Origin of the sequence: Tissierella sp. (assembly GCF_032104385.1) — a bacterium.
GTDB lineage: Bacteria > Bacillota > Clostridia > Tissierellales > Tissierellaceae > Tissierella.
Genome location: NZ_DAMCHJ010000011.1, coordinates 78,172 through 92,675, shown reverse-complemented (window position 1 = coordinate 92,675; position 14,504 = coordinate 78,172). Strand labels below are relative to the sequence as shown.

Annotated in this window: 15 protein-coding genes; all 15 read right to left on the bottom strand. The window is 30.2% G+C overall.

Features of this window, described 5'->3' with window-relative positions; translation table 11 throughout:
- Nucleotides 1-202 precede the first annotated feature (202 nt).
- Nucleotides 203-622, bottom strand: coding sequence for a S1 RNA-binding domain-containing protein (locus RT714_RS11640; protein ID WP_313757806.1), 420 nt, complete (start codon nucleotides 620-622; stop codon nucleotides 203-205).
- A 68-nt stretch (nucleotides 623-690) separates the two neighbouring features.
- Complete coding sequence (locus RT714_RS11635; RefSeq protein ID WP_313757804.1) at nucleotides 691-1,017, bottom strand: septum formation initiator family protein; 327 nt, start codon at nucleotides 1,015-1,017, stop codon at nucleotides 691-693.
- A gap of 48 nt (nucleotides 1,018-1,065) precedes the next feature.
- On the bottom strand, nucleotides 1,066-1,533 hold the full coding sequence (gene yabQ, locus RT714_RS11630; protein ID WP_313757803.1) for a spore cortex biosynthesis protein YabQ: 468 nt from the start codon (nucleotides 1,531-1,533) through the stop codon (nucleotides 1,066-1,068).
- A 20-nt stretch (nucleotides 1,534-1,553) separates the two neighbouring features.
- Nucleotides 1,554-1,832, bottom strand: a complete 279-nt coding sequence (yabP, locus tag RT714_RS11625) for a sporulation protein YabP (RefSeq protein ID WP_313757801.1) — start codon at nucleotides 1,830-1,832, stop codon at nucleotides 1,554-1,556.
- Between the two features lie 66 nt (nucleotides 1,833-1,898).
- Nucleotides 1,899-2,141: an RNA-binding S4 domain-containing protein gene (locus RT714_RS11620; protein WP_313757800.1), complete on the bottom strand. Its 243-nt coding sequence runs from the start codon at nucleotides 2,139-2,141 to the stop codon at nucleotides 1,899-1,901.
- 44 nt (nucleotides 2,142-2,185) lie between these two features.
- The gene (locus RT714_RS11615) at nucleotides 2,186-2,464 is read right to left on the bottom strand and encodes an HU family DNA-binding protein (RefSeq protein ID WP_072974222.1); all 279 of its coding nucleotides are present in this window, start codon (nucleotides 2,462-2,464) and stop codon (nucleotides 2,186-2,188) included.
- A gap of 92 nt (nucleotides 2,465-2,556) precedes the next feature.
- Nucleotides 2,557-4,017 carry a nucleoside triphosphate pyrophosphohydrolase gene (gene mazG, locus RT714_RS11610; RefSeq protein WP_313757799.1) on the bottom strand — a complete coding sequence of 487 codons (1,461 nt, stop codon included), beginning with the start codon at nucleotides 4,015-4,017 and terminating at the stop codon, nucleotides 2,557-2,559.
- Between the two features lie 27 nt (nucleotides 4,018-4,044).
- Nucleotides 4,045-5,655: a polysaccharide biosynthesis protein gene (locus tag RT714_RS11605; RefSeq protein WP_313757797.1), complete on the bottom strand. Its 1,611-nt coding sequence runs from the start codon at nucleotides 5,653-5,655 to the stop codon at nucleotides 4,045-4,047.
- A 96-nt stretch (nucleotides 5,656-5,751) separates the two neighbouring features.
- Nucleotides 5,752-6,303 carry a stage V sporulation protein T gene (gene spoVT, locus RT714_RS11600; RefSeq protein ID WP_313757795.1) on the bottom strand — a complete coding sequence of 184 codons (552 nt, stop codon included), beginning with the start codon at nucleotides 6,301-6,303 and terminating at the stop codon, nucleotides 5,752-5,754.
- Nucleotides 6,304-6,595: 292 nt separating this feature from the next.
- Nucleotides 6,596-7,546, bottom strand: a complete 951-nt coding sequence (locus tag RT714_RS11595) for a peptidylprolyl isomerase (protein ID WP_313757794.1) — start codon at nucleotides 7,544-7,546, stop codon at nucleotides 6,596-6,598.
- 42 nt (nucleotides 7,547-7,588) lie between these two features.
- Entirely contained in the window at nucleotides 7,589-11,107 is a 3,519-nt protein-coding gene (gene mfd, locus RT714_RS11590) for a transcription-repair coupling factor (protein ID WP_313757792.1), read from the bottom strand.
- Nucleotides 11,108-11,142: 35 nt separating this feature from the next.
- Entirely contained in the window at nucleotides 11,143-11,724 is a 582-nt protein-coding gene (gene pth, locus RT714_RS11585; RefSeq protein ID WP_313757791.1) for an aminoacyl-tRNA hydrolase, read from the bottom strand.
- 20 nt (nucleotides 11,725-11,744) lie between these two features.
- Entirely contained in the window at nucleotides 11,745-12,692 is a 948-nt protein-coding gene (locus tag RT714_RS11580) for a ribose-phosphate diphosphokinase (RefSeq protein ID WP_313757789.1), read from the bottom strand.
- A gap of 28 nt (nucleotides 12,693-12,720) precedes the next feature.
- Nucleotides 12,721-14,100 carry a bifunctional UDP-N-acetylglucosamine diphosphorylase/glucosamine-1-phosphate N-acetyltransferase GlmU gene (glmU, locus tag RT714_RS11575; protein WP_313757788.1) on the bottom strand — a complete coding sequence of 460 codons (1,380 nt, stop codon included), beginning with the start codon at nucleotides 14,098-14,100 and terminating at the stop codon, nucleotides 12,721-12,723.
- A 129-nt stretch (nucleotides 14,101-14,229) separates the two neighbouring features.
- Complete coding sequence (gene spoVG / locus RT714_RS11570) at nucleotides 14,230-14,493, bottom strand: septation regulator SpoVG (protein ID WP_072974203.1); 264 nt, start codon at nucleotides 14,491-14,493, stop codon at nucleotides 14,230-14,232.
- Between the last annotated feature and the right edge of the window lie 11 nt (nucleotides 14,494-14,504).

Here is a 14,504-nt window from a genome sequence, read left to right as displayed (position 1 = left end):
AGGTTTTAAGAAACTTTAGACATAAATCATTGGTTTATACTATAACCTTAAGTTTTCCTAAACAAACCTTAATATCCTTTACTTTAAGGAGCAATCATTGTATTTTCAACCTTTGCTTCCTTAAGTTATATATTTTCTATTAAATGTCTAATTTTGTAATTTTATCGCAATAAACAAAAATAAAAACCGGTTAATACCGGTTTTATAACTCTATCCCACTCATTTTCTTTTGTTTCATACTATTACTTCTTCTGCTATCTCTTGTTTTTAGCTGGTCTTGTTTCTCACTACTATCCTTTAGAAACTTATTTATCTTATCTTCAAAGGACATATACTTCTGTTTATCATCTGGCTTATTCCACTCAATTTCAACTGGTTTCGTTGTTTTAGGCTTTGCTTGTCTAATTGAAAGACTGATTTTCCCCTCATTTGAAATTGATAAAACCTTAACCCTAACTTTTTGATCCTTTTTTAAATGATCACTTACTTTCTCTACATAATCGTGTGATATCTCTGAAATATGAACAAGTCCACTTTTCCCTTCTGGTAGTTGAATAAAAGCTCCAAAGTTTGTTATCCCTGTAACAGTACCATCAACTACATCTCCTACAGATACCGGCATAAATTAATGATTCCTCCTTAAAAATAGTTTTCTTAATTCAGTATATATTAGAAATCTTTTAATGTCAATTAGTTATGCTTTTTTAAAGCATCCAAAAATGGGTTTTTCTTTTTATTCTTATCAATATATATTATCTCTCTTGGTTTTACCATTCCCAATTCATCCCTTGCTACCTTTTCTACAAATTGCAAACTATCACTATCTTCTATCTCCTTGTTTAGACCTTCTATTTCTATTTCTAAGGTTTTCACCTCTACTTCCATAGCCTGTTTCTTAGTTTCTAATCTTCTCATTAAAGTCCTTTGGTTCCAAAAAATAAGTCCTAAGTATCCAAATAGAAAACAAATTATTATATGTCGTATCTTAAGTTTTTTCTTTTTTCTTTTTTTCTCCATAGTATCACCACCTAATATATAATATTCTACAAAAATTTAAAAACTCCTTTATTTTTTCGTAGAAATTATTTTTTTATACTTTTTCCTTTGTTTTACAATCTCTATAGAAATCTTCTTCATCTTTCTTATGGTTGGTAAAGATTTGTCCCTTAAACATCTAATGGGATAAAAAAATAAGTACATAGTTTTTTTCGTAACCATCATTACAATTCGTCCAACTTTTATACAAATAGGATAGATGAATTTACTAAATATCCTTAAATATATAAAAACACCTATCATAAATCCAAATACAATATATCCTCGTATTTCTCCCCAGTTAATTTTTATAAGTATGAAAAAAAGCACCGAAGCAATAATTGTCCAGAACAAGATGTCTTCTATATAAGTAATAATCTTACTAGGCTTAGAAAAATATCTTATAGTCTTGTATATATCATAAATAAAGCCAGCTATTAGTCCCCCATAAACAACAGTAAAAAAAATATATAATTCTAGCATTAATGAAGTATCCATATTCTTCTCCTCAAATAAATTTATTTAAATATTTTCCCCATTATATTCTTTGGTGCTCCTTCCTTATTCATATAGTTTACTCCATTAATCTTCCCTTCTATTTTTACACTACCATCATCTAAATTTAATTTTGCTATATTTAATCCCTCTCCCTTTATTGTCATACCACCTTTTACTGTAGTTAAAATAATTGTATTATCATTAAAACTTTCTACTTGCTCTACACCTGTTACTGTCATTTTTTCCCTATCTTCAACCATTATATTTTGATTTCTAATTTTGATTTTATTTTCAGTCATCTCTATCCCTCCAATTTTTCAACTAATAATATCTATGAGAAAAAAAAGACTTTTATTACAAAGTCTTTATTCTATCTTCTTATATAATTCTATTGCATTATCTTTTTTTACATTATCAGATGTATCCAGTACTTGGATCTTCATGGATTCATTTCCAAAGTTTATTTTTATTATATCATTAATTCTAACTTCATCCCCTGGTTTTGCTTGTTTTTCATTTATAAATACCCTGCCCTGCTCACATGCATCTTTTGCTATGGTTCTTCTCTTTATTATCCTTGCATTTTTTAGATATTTATCAATTCTCATATTTATCCTCCTGATAAAAAAATCAGGTCAAAGACCTGATTTCATTATTTGTTTACTATTTCTTTTAAAGCTTTTCCTGCTTTAAATACTGGTGCTTTTGAAGCTGCTATTTTAATTACTTCTTCTGGATTTCTAGGATTTCTACCTTCTCTAGCTTTTCTTTCTCTTACTTCAAAAGTACCAAAACCAACAAGTTGTACTTTTTCTCCTTGTGCTAATGTTTCTTCTACTGTTTTCATAAATGCATTTAATGCCCCTTCTGCATCTTTTTTAGTTAAGTTACTTTTCTCTGCTATACTTGCTACTAATTCAGCTTTGTTCATAATAAATTCCTCCTCATAGTTTTTATTTTTTCAATAAATAATTCTATATAAATTTGAAAAATCCTTCTTTATATTATATAATTGTTAGCATTTTAATGGATTTTATGTATTTTTGCCTCATTCCATAGTTCATCCATCTCTTCTAAAGCCATTTCTTCAAATGTTTTGCCAAGACTTTCTAGTTTTTCTTCCATAAACTCAAATCGATTAATAAATTTATTTATAGTTCTATTTAAAGCTATCTCAGGGTTTATATTTAAAAATCTTGAAAGATTAACTATAGCAAAAAGCAAATCCCCGACTTCTTCCTCTGTTCTTTCATCACCACCTCCAAATCTCTCTATAGCTTCTAATACTTCTTTATGCTCTTCTATTACTTTATTTAATGGTCCTTCTATATTGTCCCAATCAAATCCAATTTCTGCTGCCTTTTCTTGAATTTTAAAGCTAGTCATAAGAGCTGGTAACCTAGGTATATCCTTTAGTTTATCTGTAAACTTAGTGATATTTCGCTTGGCATATTTTAGCATATTCCAATTATATACTACTTCTTCTGAGTTTTCCACACTTTTTTTCAAAAAAACATGTGGATGTCTATAAATTAATTTACTGCCAAGTGCTGACGTTATATCATATATATTAAACTCACCTTCATCAAATGCAATTTGTGAATGAAATATAACCTGAAGTAGCAGATCCCCTAACTCTTCCACAAGTCCATCTATATCACCTTTGTCAATTGCATCAACTACTTCATAAGCTTCCTCGATTACTGATTGACGTATAGATTCATGGGTTTGCTCCATATCCCAAGGACAACCATTCTCAGATCTTAATATTTTCATTATACCCAATAAATCGTTGAAATCAAAAACCTTTTTAAGACTTTTATCCATTTTTGGGACAAAAATACTAGTTAAAGGTCCGACCTCCTTAACCCTATCTAATTCATAAAGAGATATATAGTGTTTTTTCTCATTTTCTTTTATACCAGCACTATGGATTAAATATATTTCATGCTCATCACCATAGATCTCTGATAGTATAAGCTTAACTTCAGATAATATTCTATAATTATATACCTGTGTAATTATCATATCTATGTTAATATCTACCATTAGTGTATCAAATTCTTCCCCATTAACTATTTTAAGACCATTAATTGGATCTCTACCAATTAACTCAATCATTGGTTCAATAAAACTCATGCCAGATATTATTTCTATATCTACATCTTTATCTATTAAAATTTCTACAGTTTTCTCAGCAACTAAAGGATTCCCGGGTACAAAATAATTTATACTTGAATATTTCTTTGATTCTTCAATTAGATCTTCAACAATTTTTTCATAAAGCTTATGAAAACTATCCTCATTATCATATAGAAAATCATAAGACTTATACGGAATGTTCTTATCTATAAAATACTTAACAGTTGGATGTTTCTCTGTCCTTAAAAAATTCTTATCACCAGAGTTTATCCTATTTATTGCACCTAAAGTAAGAGAATCTATACTTCCTGGTCCCAATCCTATTACATATATTTTTCCCATAACCTTTCTCCTTTTATAATACGTTAACTACTTGATTAACTTAAATCTATTTATTTTTTTTCCTATCTTATCACCTTTAGGCAATAAAATCAAATCTTCCTCAGTAATAGAACCCGTTATAATTAAAAGTAATCCATATAAAATTGCACCTATTAATATAGATACTATAGTTGCTAATTTAGGTCTTATAATATCCATTAAAAATATATAAGAACCAAATGCTGCTATTGCCATACCAAAAGATGCAATAAATGGCTTGATAAATATGTCTTTAGCGCTTAACCTTATTTTAGCATATTTTATTACACTTATTAAGTCCAAAATAGTTGCAATTCCAAAGGCTACAACGGTAGATATAGCTGCACCATAAATATTTATACTTGGTATAATTGTTAAAGTATATGAAAGTATAATTTTAACTACTGCACCAATAAATAAGTTCCTTGCCGGCAGTCCCGGTCTACCTAGTCCTTGTAATATAGCAGACAACGTTTGAACTATGGTCAAAAATATTACACTAAAAGATAAAATGGATAAAGAATTACTAACATTAATTATAGTTTCTATATCATTATTATAATATAGTAATTCAATTATAGGTCTTGCCAATACAAATAATCCAAATGCACAAGGTAATCCTATTAACAAAGTAATTCTAATTCCTGAGGAAATAATGGATTCTATTTCCTTCTTATTTCTTCTAGCATTTGCATCAGATATTGCAGGTACTAAACTCATTGATATAGCTATGGAAAACACTTGAGGTAAATTAATTAAGGTTTGTGCCATTCCCTTTAAATTACCATATAAAGCATTTGCCTGTTTTTCTGTATATCCTATGAGTTGAAGCCTATTTAATACAATCATAACATCTATTGTATCCATTATGGGAACTATGGCTGCACCTAATGTAATCGGAATAGCAATTATAAGAAGATCTTTTATAATATGATTTACTTCATATTCAACCGCAATTGTAGTTTTGTCTAACTCCCCTATGATTTCCTTTCTTCTATGAAGGTAAATGAAAATCACTGTAAGTGCACCTACCATAGCTCCTACGGAGCCACCAAAGGAAGCACCTCCTGCTGCTATAGGAATACCCTTATCCAATAACAAATAAGTTAATATCAAGCCAGATGCTACCCTGAAGAACTGTTCCGTTATTTGTGATAAAGCTGTAGGTGTCATTAATTGATGTCCTTGAAAAAATCCTCTAAAAGCTGACATAATAGGTACAAAGAATAAGGCTGGTACTAAAGCAATTAAAGCATAGTAAGCATTACTATTCCCTGACTTTTCCACTATTATATCCGCTGTAAAATATACAAATAAGGCTGTAAGTAATCCTCCTATGAAAAGCCCCGTAAGTGTAACCTTAAATACTTTATAGGCTCCTTTGAAATCTCCTATTGCCCTTCTTTCTGATACTAATTTAGCTATAGCTATAGGAAAACCTGCTGTTGATATAGTAAGTAATAAAGTATATAGTGGATATGCTGTCTGATAATATCCCATACCCTCAGATTTTATTATATTAGATAAAGGTAATCTATATATAGCCCCTAGAATCTTTACAATTACTCCAGCTATCCCTAAAATAGCAGCTCCCCTCAAAAAATTACTTTTTTTATTCATTAAAATTTCCCCCTAAAACATAATCTTTTATATTATATCATTGAATTTAAAAAAATAATACAAATAAAAGATAAACCTACCCTAAGGGTAGGTTTATTAATTTTCCATTTGCTTAGATAAAAATCCTGCTGCTGTTTCTGTTAACTTTATTTCCAAGTCCCCCATAGCTGCATTTGGCTCTTTTGATATTAGTATTACAGAACCTATAGGATCTCCTTGCATAATTATAGGTGCAATTACTTGAGCTATATAATCTTCTACATTCGGATCTTCATAGGTTATTTTCATAGGTTTATTATTATCACCTGTTGAATAAGTACGCCTATCTTCCGTTAACTTTTCTAACTCTGGGCTTATTCTCTTTTCTAGATACTCTCTTTTAGACCCACCAGATATAGCTATTATAAAATCCCTATCAGATATCATGGCAGTATGATTAGTACTTTCATGAAGTGAATCACAATATTCTTGGGCAAATTCATTTAACTCTCCGATAGGAGAATATTTTTTAAGAATTACTTGACCTTCTCTATCAGTGAATATCTCTAAAGGGTCTCCTTCTCGAATCCTAAGTGTCCTTCTTATTTCTTTAGGAATTACGACTCTGCCTAATTCATCTATTCTTCTAACAATTCCTGTAGCTTTCATTGTTGACCTCCTATAACAATAATTGTGTAGTAAGATTATTATTTAACTAAAAGGAAATTTTTATACATCCTTCAAAGATTAGGTTAATGTATTTACATTAATTAACTTAAAGTACCTAAAGTAATTAACTTAAAGCAAGAAAATCTTGTGGAGAAACATTGGAGGTGGCTTTTCTTGAAACTCATTTAGTTCAAGTTTCTTATATAAAAAAATAAAAGCAGAACTTTCCTGTTCGTTATAAAATACGGCAGTGAAAACGCTTACTTTAATAGCGTTTTCACTGCCGTATTTATTATTTGGTATTATTAGCCTTACTATCTAAAAATATCTTAACCTTAGCTTCATCTCTTAATTTTTTAATTCTTTCTACATATTTATCTTCTTTCAGTACCATAACTATATCATCTTTTAAGGCTTCATAAGTATCCTTTTTATCTTCAACTTTAATTATATGGTAACCTACTTCAGTATGAATTAAATCACTAATCTCCCCAGGCTTCAATGCAAAAGCAGCCTCTTCAAATTCTGCTATCATATCTCCCTTAGCAAAATATCCTAGATTTCCACCTTGTATAGCAGAAGTCTTATCGATTGATACCTCCTTGGCAAGTTTTGCAAAATCTTCCCCTGCTTTAAGTTTTTTTAATACTTTTTTACCTTCTTCTTCAGTCTTTACTAATATATGGGATGCTTTAACTACAATTAATTCTTCCTTATTATTTTCAAAATAATTTTTTACCTCTTTTTCATTTATTGTAGTATCATTTAAAAAAGCTTCTCTATATTTATTAAACAATAACTCTTTCCTTAAATTTTCCTCAAAAAACTCTTTAGATATATGGCTATTATTTAAAAATTCATCGAATTTTTCTTGTCCGCCGATTACACTAATATATTCTTCCATCTGTTCTTTAATTTCCTCTGAGGCAATTTCAATATTCATTTTTTTTGCCTCTTTTTCTATAAGTCTTTCCATAATCAACTTTTCAACTATTCTCTGCTTAAGTTCTTCCTCTAAAGTTTTTCCATCTTCTCCTACTTGAGATAAAGCATCTTCCCCAAGTTGTTGCTCAGAAATCCTTTTAAATACCTGAAAATCGCTTTCAAATTCTTCTTTTGTAATATTATCTCCATCTACTTTTGCAATAATATTTTCTTTATTACTTGTACACCCACTTATAGTCAAAATAAGTGCTAATAATAGCCCTATTATTGCAAATCTTCTATATCTTATTCTGTTCAATAATAACATCCTCTCTAAATCTATTTATTAAATCTATATCTATTATATATTATTTTGTCCATTATTAAAACCATTAATTTTTTCTACAAGAAGTTCTAACTCTTCCAGCACATTATTCTTTACTCTAAATTTAAATGAGGGTTCCATAGATAAATCAAAAGATAATCTTCTACCATATTCTGTAGATAAAAAATGCAATAATTCTGCAGATAGATTATTTGTAGATTCAAACTCTAAAATAATATCTCTATCTGTTTGAGTAATGTTTTTAATATTGTTTTTACTGCATAAATATCTAATATAAGAAATATCCATTAGATTTTCTACTTCCTTAGGCAAGTCGCCGAATCTATCGATTAGTTCATCTAACAATTCCCCATAATCACTTTTATTGGAAATTGAGGCAATCTTTTTATATACTTCTATTTTTTGTTCCTCATCTTCTATATATCTTTGTTTAATATATCCATCAACTTTAATATCAATTGTAGTATCTATATGATCTTCAATTTTTTCTCCCTTTAATCTTCTAATAGCTTCACTTAAGAACTTTACATATAAATCATATCCTATGGCTTCAATATGACCATGTTGTTCTAATCCCAAGAGATTTCCTGCACCTCTTATTTCTAAATCTCTCATAGCAATTTTAAATCCTGATCCAAATTCTGTAAATTCCTTTATAGCCCTAAGTCTTTTTTCAGCTACCTCTGATAAAACTTTATTTTTCTCATAAACAAAATACCCATAGGCGATTCTATTGGATCTTCCCACTCTTCCTTTAAGTTGATATAACTGTGATAGCCCCATTTTGTCGGCATCATGGATTATTATAGTATTCACATTTGGAATATCTAGGCCTGTTTCAATAATAGTAGTACATACAAGAACATCTACCTCTTTTTCCAAAAAGCTTACCATAACCTTTTCCAGCTCTCTTTCGCCCATCTGCCCATGTCCTATGGCAAACTTTGCCTCTGGTACTAATTTTCTAAGCATAGACGTAATCTTTTCTATAGTTTCAACCCTATTATATACAAAATAAACCTGTCCTCCACGACCTAGTTCTTTTAAAATAGCATCCCTAATCATTTGCTCATTAAATTCCACCACATAGGTTTGTACAGGATACCTTTCTTCAGGTGGATCTTCTATTACAGACATATCCCTAATTCCCGATAAAGACATATGAAGTGTTCTAGGTATTGGTGTAGCAGTAAGGGTTAATACGTCCACTGTTTCCTTAAATTTCTTAAGAGCTTCCTTATGTTTTACACCAAATCTCTGTTCTTCATCTATGATCAATAGCCCTAAATCATTAAAAGAAACATCCTTAGATAACAATCTATGGGTACCCACTACAATATCGACTAAACCTCTTCTAATATTATCAATTGCCAACTTTTGTTCTGCCTTACTCCTAAATCTACTAAGAGTGGCTATTTTTATTGGAAAACCACAAAATCTCTCCATTATCGTATTATAATGTTGCTGAGCAAGAATAGTTGTAGGTACTAAAAAGGCAACCTGCTTTCCATCCATAACAGCCTTAAATGCTGCTCTTAAAGCTACTTCTGTTTTGCCATATCCTACATCGCCACAAAGAAGCCTATCCATTGGTTTTGTTCTTTCCATATCCTTTTTAATTTCTATAATACTTCTAAGTTGACCATCTGTTTCCTCATAAGGAAACAAGTCTTCAAATTGTCGCTGCCACTCACCATCTTTAGAAAAGACAAAGCCCTTATAACTTTCTCTCTTTGCATATAGCTCTAGCAAATCATGAGCCATATCCTCTACAGCTTTTTTAGCTTTCTCCTTGGTTCTTGCCCATTCTGCACTTGATAATTTGTTTACCTTTGGCTTTATACTATCGGAACCGATATATTTCTGAATTAAATGCATTTGGTCTATAGGTACATATAGTTTATCTTCACCTTTATACCTTATAGTCAAATAATCCTTCTTTATACCTTGAATATTTAATTGCTCTACACCTTCATATCTACCAATTCCATGATTCTCATGTACTACGTAATCACCAATATTTAAATCTGAGAAACTAATGGATTTGCTAGGATCTTTTTTTCTTAATTTCCCTATTCTTTTCTTTCCGGCACCAAATATTTCCTTATCACTAATTACAATTAACTTTAAGTCTGGATATTCAAAACCTCCATGGATGCTGCCTGATGTAATAAATACCTGAGAAGATTTGATTTCGGCATATTTATCAGCCATATAATTAGCTTCTATATCCATATCTAATAACATTTTATAAAGCCTTCTGCCTCTTTCCTCAGTTCCTGAAAGTATAATAATCTTATATCCTCTATATTTAAAATGATTAATATCCTCTTTTAAAACATCCATCTTATTATGATAAGATTGCATTCCCTTTATAGAAAATTTGTAAATAGACTTAGGACTCCATCCATCATCTCCACTCAAAAGCGCACTATTTGTAATGCATATCTTTTTCTTTATTTCCTCTAGCAATTCATCATATTTATAAAGAATATCAGAATGTAAAGGTAATACCTCTCCAACTTCATAAAGATCTGTAAACTTTAAATTAAAATCATATTCTACATTCTTTACTCTTTCTTCTATCCTCTTAGGTTCATCTATATAAATTATAGCATCTTCTTTTAAATAACTAATAATAGATGTTAAATATTCTTTTGGCATATATGGCACAATCATATCCATATTGGATATAAATAATTTTTCAGTCAAATATTCCTTATATTTATTGAATTTATTTTCTATATTTTCTTTTTCTATTATGCTGATTTCCGACTTAGATAAAGCCTTTCTTAGATCCTTATTCAAATTATCAATTATAGTTTCTCTATATTTATCTAATATTAAATTCTCCTTTACTGGAAAAATAAAAGTCTTGTCAAGAGCATCTATAGACCTTTGATTGGTAATATCAAAAGTCCTTATGGAATCTATTTCTTCATCAAACAGTTCAATTCTAATAGGATTTTTACTATATGCAGGAAAGAAATCTACTATCCCTCCCCTTATACTAAACTGCCCTATACCTTCAATCATATTGACTCTCTCATATCCACCATCTAATAATATCTTTATTAAATTGTTTAAATCTATTTCTTCTCCTATATTTATCTCTTGTGAATATAATTTAAATACTTCTTTTGACATTAATTTATGAAATATAGCCTCTATAGAAGTAACAAGTAATAAATCTTCTCCTTCTACAAGTCTAGATACGATCCCAAGCCTTTCATTAGTATTCTCATAACTAAAAGCATCTACTTCATAAAACAATAGTTCTCTCTTTGGAAGCAAAAATACATTGTCATTACCTAAATTCTTCAAATCTTCATAAATTCTTCTACTTCTTATTTCATTATAACTTATTATTAGTATCTGTCTTTTAGTATGCTCCTTTAGGGCATAAAGAATATGCCCTATGCTTTCATCGATGATACCATAAGTAGCAATAGGACTGTTTTTCTTTTCTATATCTTTCTTTAGTTTATTATAGGCAACTAAATTATCCAATGGATCTATTAAAAAATTGGGCATATCCTCACTCCTTTAGAAAAGACCATAGCCCAGGTTTATTCCTGGGCTCTATTGCCTTTAGTATTAAATTCATTCATAGATTCATCTATACCATATTTTATAATTGCTTCTACAGATTCGGCTCCAATTAAGATAGAGCCTTCAATAACCTCTCTTTCTTCCTTTGAAAATCTACTTAAAACAAAATTTGCTAAGTCTTGAGATTCATGCTTTTTTCCAATACCTATTTTAACCCTAGGAAAATCATCTTTCTGTAGTAAATATATTATAGACTTTAATCCATTATGAGATCCTGCACTTCCCTTCCTTTTAACCCTCACTGCAGCAAAATCAATATCAATATCATCAACTATAACAATAATATTTTCAATTGGTACCTTATAAAAATTATATATATCTCTAACAGTAATTCCACTATTATTCATATAAGTTTGAGGCTTAACCAATAGAACCTTTTCATTTCCTATAATTCCTTCACCATAAATGGATTTAAATTTGATCTTATTTATTTTAATATCGTTTCTACTTGCTAATAAATCTATCGTATCAAATCCTATATTATGTCTAGTATTAGTATATTCTTTTCCAGGATTTCCTAAACCTACTACAATAAACAAAAAATCATCCCCTGTTATATCTATTCAAATAACTTGCTTACAGACTCATTATCATGAATTCTTCTTATAGCTTCAGCAAATAGTGGTGCAACAGATACTATCTCTATTTTATCAATTTGTTTATCTTCTGGAAGAGGTATTGTATCTGTAATAATAAATTTCTCCAATTCTGAATCTCTTATTCTTTCTATAGCTGGGCCTGACAATACTCCATGAGTGGCACATCCGTAAACTTTCTTTGCACCAAAGTTTTTCAGTACACTGGCTGCCTTAGTTATAGTTCCTGCTGTATCAATAATATCGTCAATCAATATTACATTTTTACCCTCAATATCTCCTATAACATTCATAACTTCTGAAACATTTGCTTTTGGTCTTCTTTTTTCAATTATAGCTATAGGAAGATCTAATAGATTGGCAAAAGATCTAGCTCTAGTTACACCACCCAAATCAGGAGAAACTACAACAGTTTCCTCATCTACAATATCTTTAAAATACTCTGCCAATATAGGTACTCCTGAAAGATGGTCAACTGGAATATCAAAATATCCCTGAATTTGTGCAGCATGTAAATCCATACTTATTACCCTATCTGCACCAGCCGTAGTAAATAAATTTGCCACTAATTTTGCTGTTATTGGCTCTCTAGCCTTAGTTTTTCTATCTTGTCTAGCATAGCCATAATATGGAACTACAGCATTAACTCTGCCTGCTGATGCTCTCTTTACTGCATCTATAAGTATTAAAGTTTCCATAAGATTATCATTTACAGGTGTACAGGTTGGCTGTACTATATAAACATCTATGCCCCTAACAGTTTCACTAATGTTTACATTTATTTCTCCATCACTAAATTGACTGACATCACAGGTTCCAAGAGGTATATCCAATTCCTTACAGATTTTCTCAGCTAGTTCTCTATTTGCATTACCTGAAAATACTTTTTTTCCACCCATGCATAAATTCATTTTTATATATTCCTCCTAAGTATATTTATTATTTTTTATAACCTTTTCTTTCTACCCAACCTTCTATATTCTTTTGCTCTGCTCTTGCTATAGATAATGTGCCTTCTGGTACCTCTTTAGTTATAGTAGAGCCTGCTGCTACATATCCCCATGACTCCACATTAACCGGCGCTACTAAATTTGAATTGCTACCAACAAAAGCATTATCTCCTACAGTTGTCCTAAACTTCTCCTTGCCATTATAGTTTACAAATACAACACCACACCCTATATTCACATCATGCCCAATATCTGCATCTCCTATATAAGCCAAATGGCTAGCTTTTGTTTTATCCTTAAGGGTTGAATTCTTCACTTCAACGAAATTACCAATCTTAGCATTCTTTCCAATATTACTATTAGGTCTAAGATGAGCATAAGGACCTATATGAGTATTTTCTCCCACAACACTCTTTTCAATAGTTGAAGATTCAATACTAACATCACTATGAATTATACTATCTATAATCCTAGAATTGCTTCCAATAATACAATCTTCTCCTATTTCAGTATTTCCCTCTAAACTTACTCCAGGATAAATAATAGTATCTATACCAATCTTAACTCCATCTTCAATATAAGTGTTATTAGGATTTATTATAGTAACACCATTTACCATATGATACTCACTAATCTTTTTTCTCATAACTTCTTCACTAAATGCTAATTGTACCCTAGAGTTAACACCATGTATCTCAGTGGAATCTTCAATAATATAAGCTCCAACCTTGTGACCTTCTTCTTTTAATATGCCTATAACATCTGTAACATAATATTCATTTTGAGCATTATTGTTATCAATCTTGCCTAAAGCATATTTAAGTAGTTTACCATCAAAGCAATATATACCCGAGTTAATTTCTTTTATTTTCTTTTCTTCCTCTGAAGCATCTTTTTGTTCTACAATTTTAAGTATATTTCCAGTATCTTCCCTTATGATCCTGCCATATCCTGTAGGATCATCTAAAATAGCAGTAAGTACTGTTGCCTTGAATTGATTTTCACTGTGATAATTAATTAACTCATTTATAGTTGATTCTGTAATAAGTGGTGTATCGCCATACAATATAACTACAGTACTATTATCGTCTATATCGTCCATTGCCTGCATCACAGCAAAACCAGTCCCATATGGAACATCGTCACCAATAGGTTGAGTCTTGAATATTATAGGCTCCTCTTTGAAATATTCTCTAACCATATCTCCACCATGACCTACAATAACTACATTTTTTTCCACTGCTGCACCCTTACTAGCATTTATTACATATTCTAATATAGGTTTTCCACAAACCTCATGTAGCACTTTAGGAATCTTTGATTTCATCCTTGTTCCTTCACCTGCTGCCAATATAACAGAAATATTCATCTTTTTACACCTCAATCTAAATTATCTATCAAATAATATTTTAACCCATTTCCTATATAAGTCTACACTAAAATCCATAAAATTTATATAATTTATATTATAACGGAAAAAAGAGCCTCTTGGCTCTTTTTATTCTGTAGCTAATACTTTCTCATATTCTTTAAAAATTGCATCCTGAATCTTTTGCCTAGTTTCAGCATTGATGGGATGAGCTATATCTCTAAATTCTCCATCTGCCATTTTTCTACTTGGCATAGCAACAAATAATCCATTTTGACCTTCAATTATTTTGATGTCATGAACTACAAATTCTTCATCAAAAGTAACCGATACTATTGCCTTCATCTTTCCTTCTTCTGAAATTTTTCTCAACCTTACATCTGTAATATTCATCCATTAAGCCC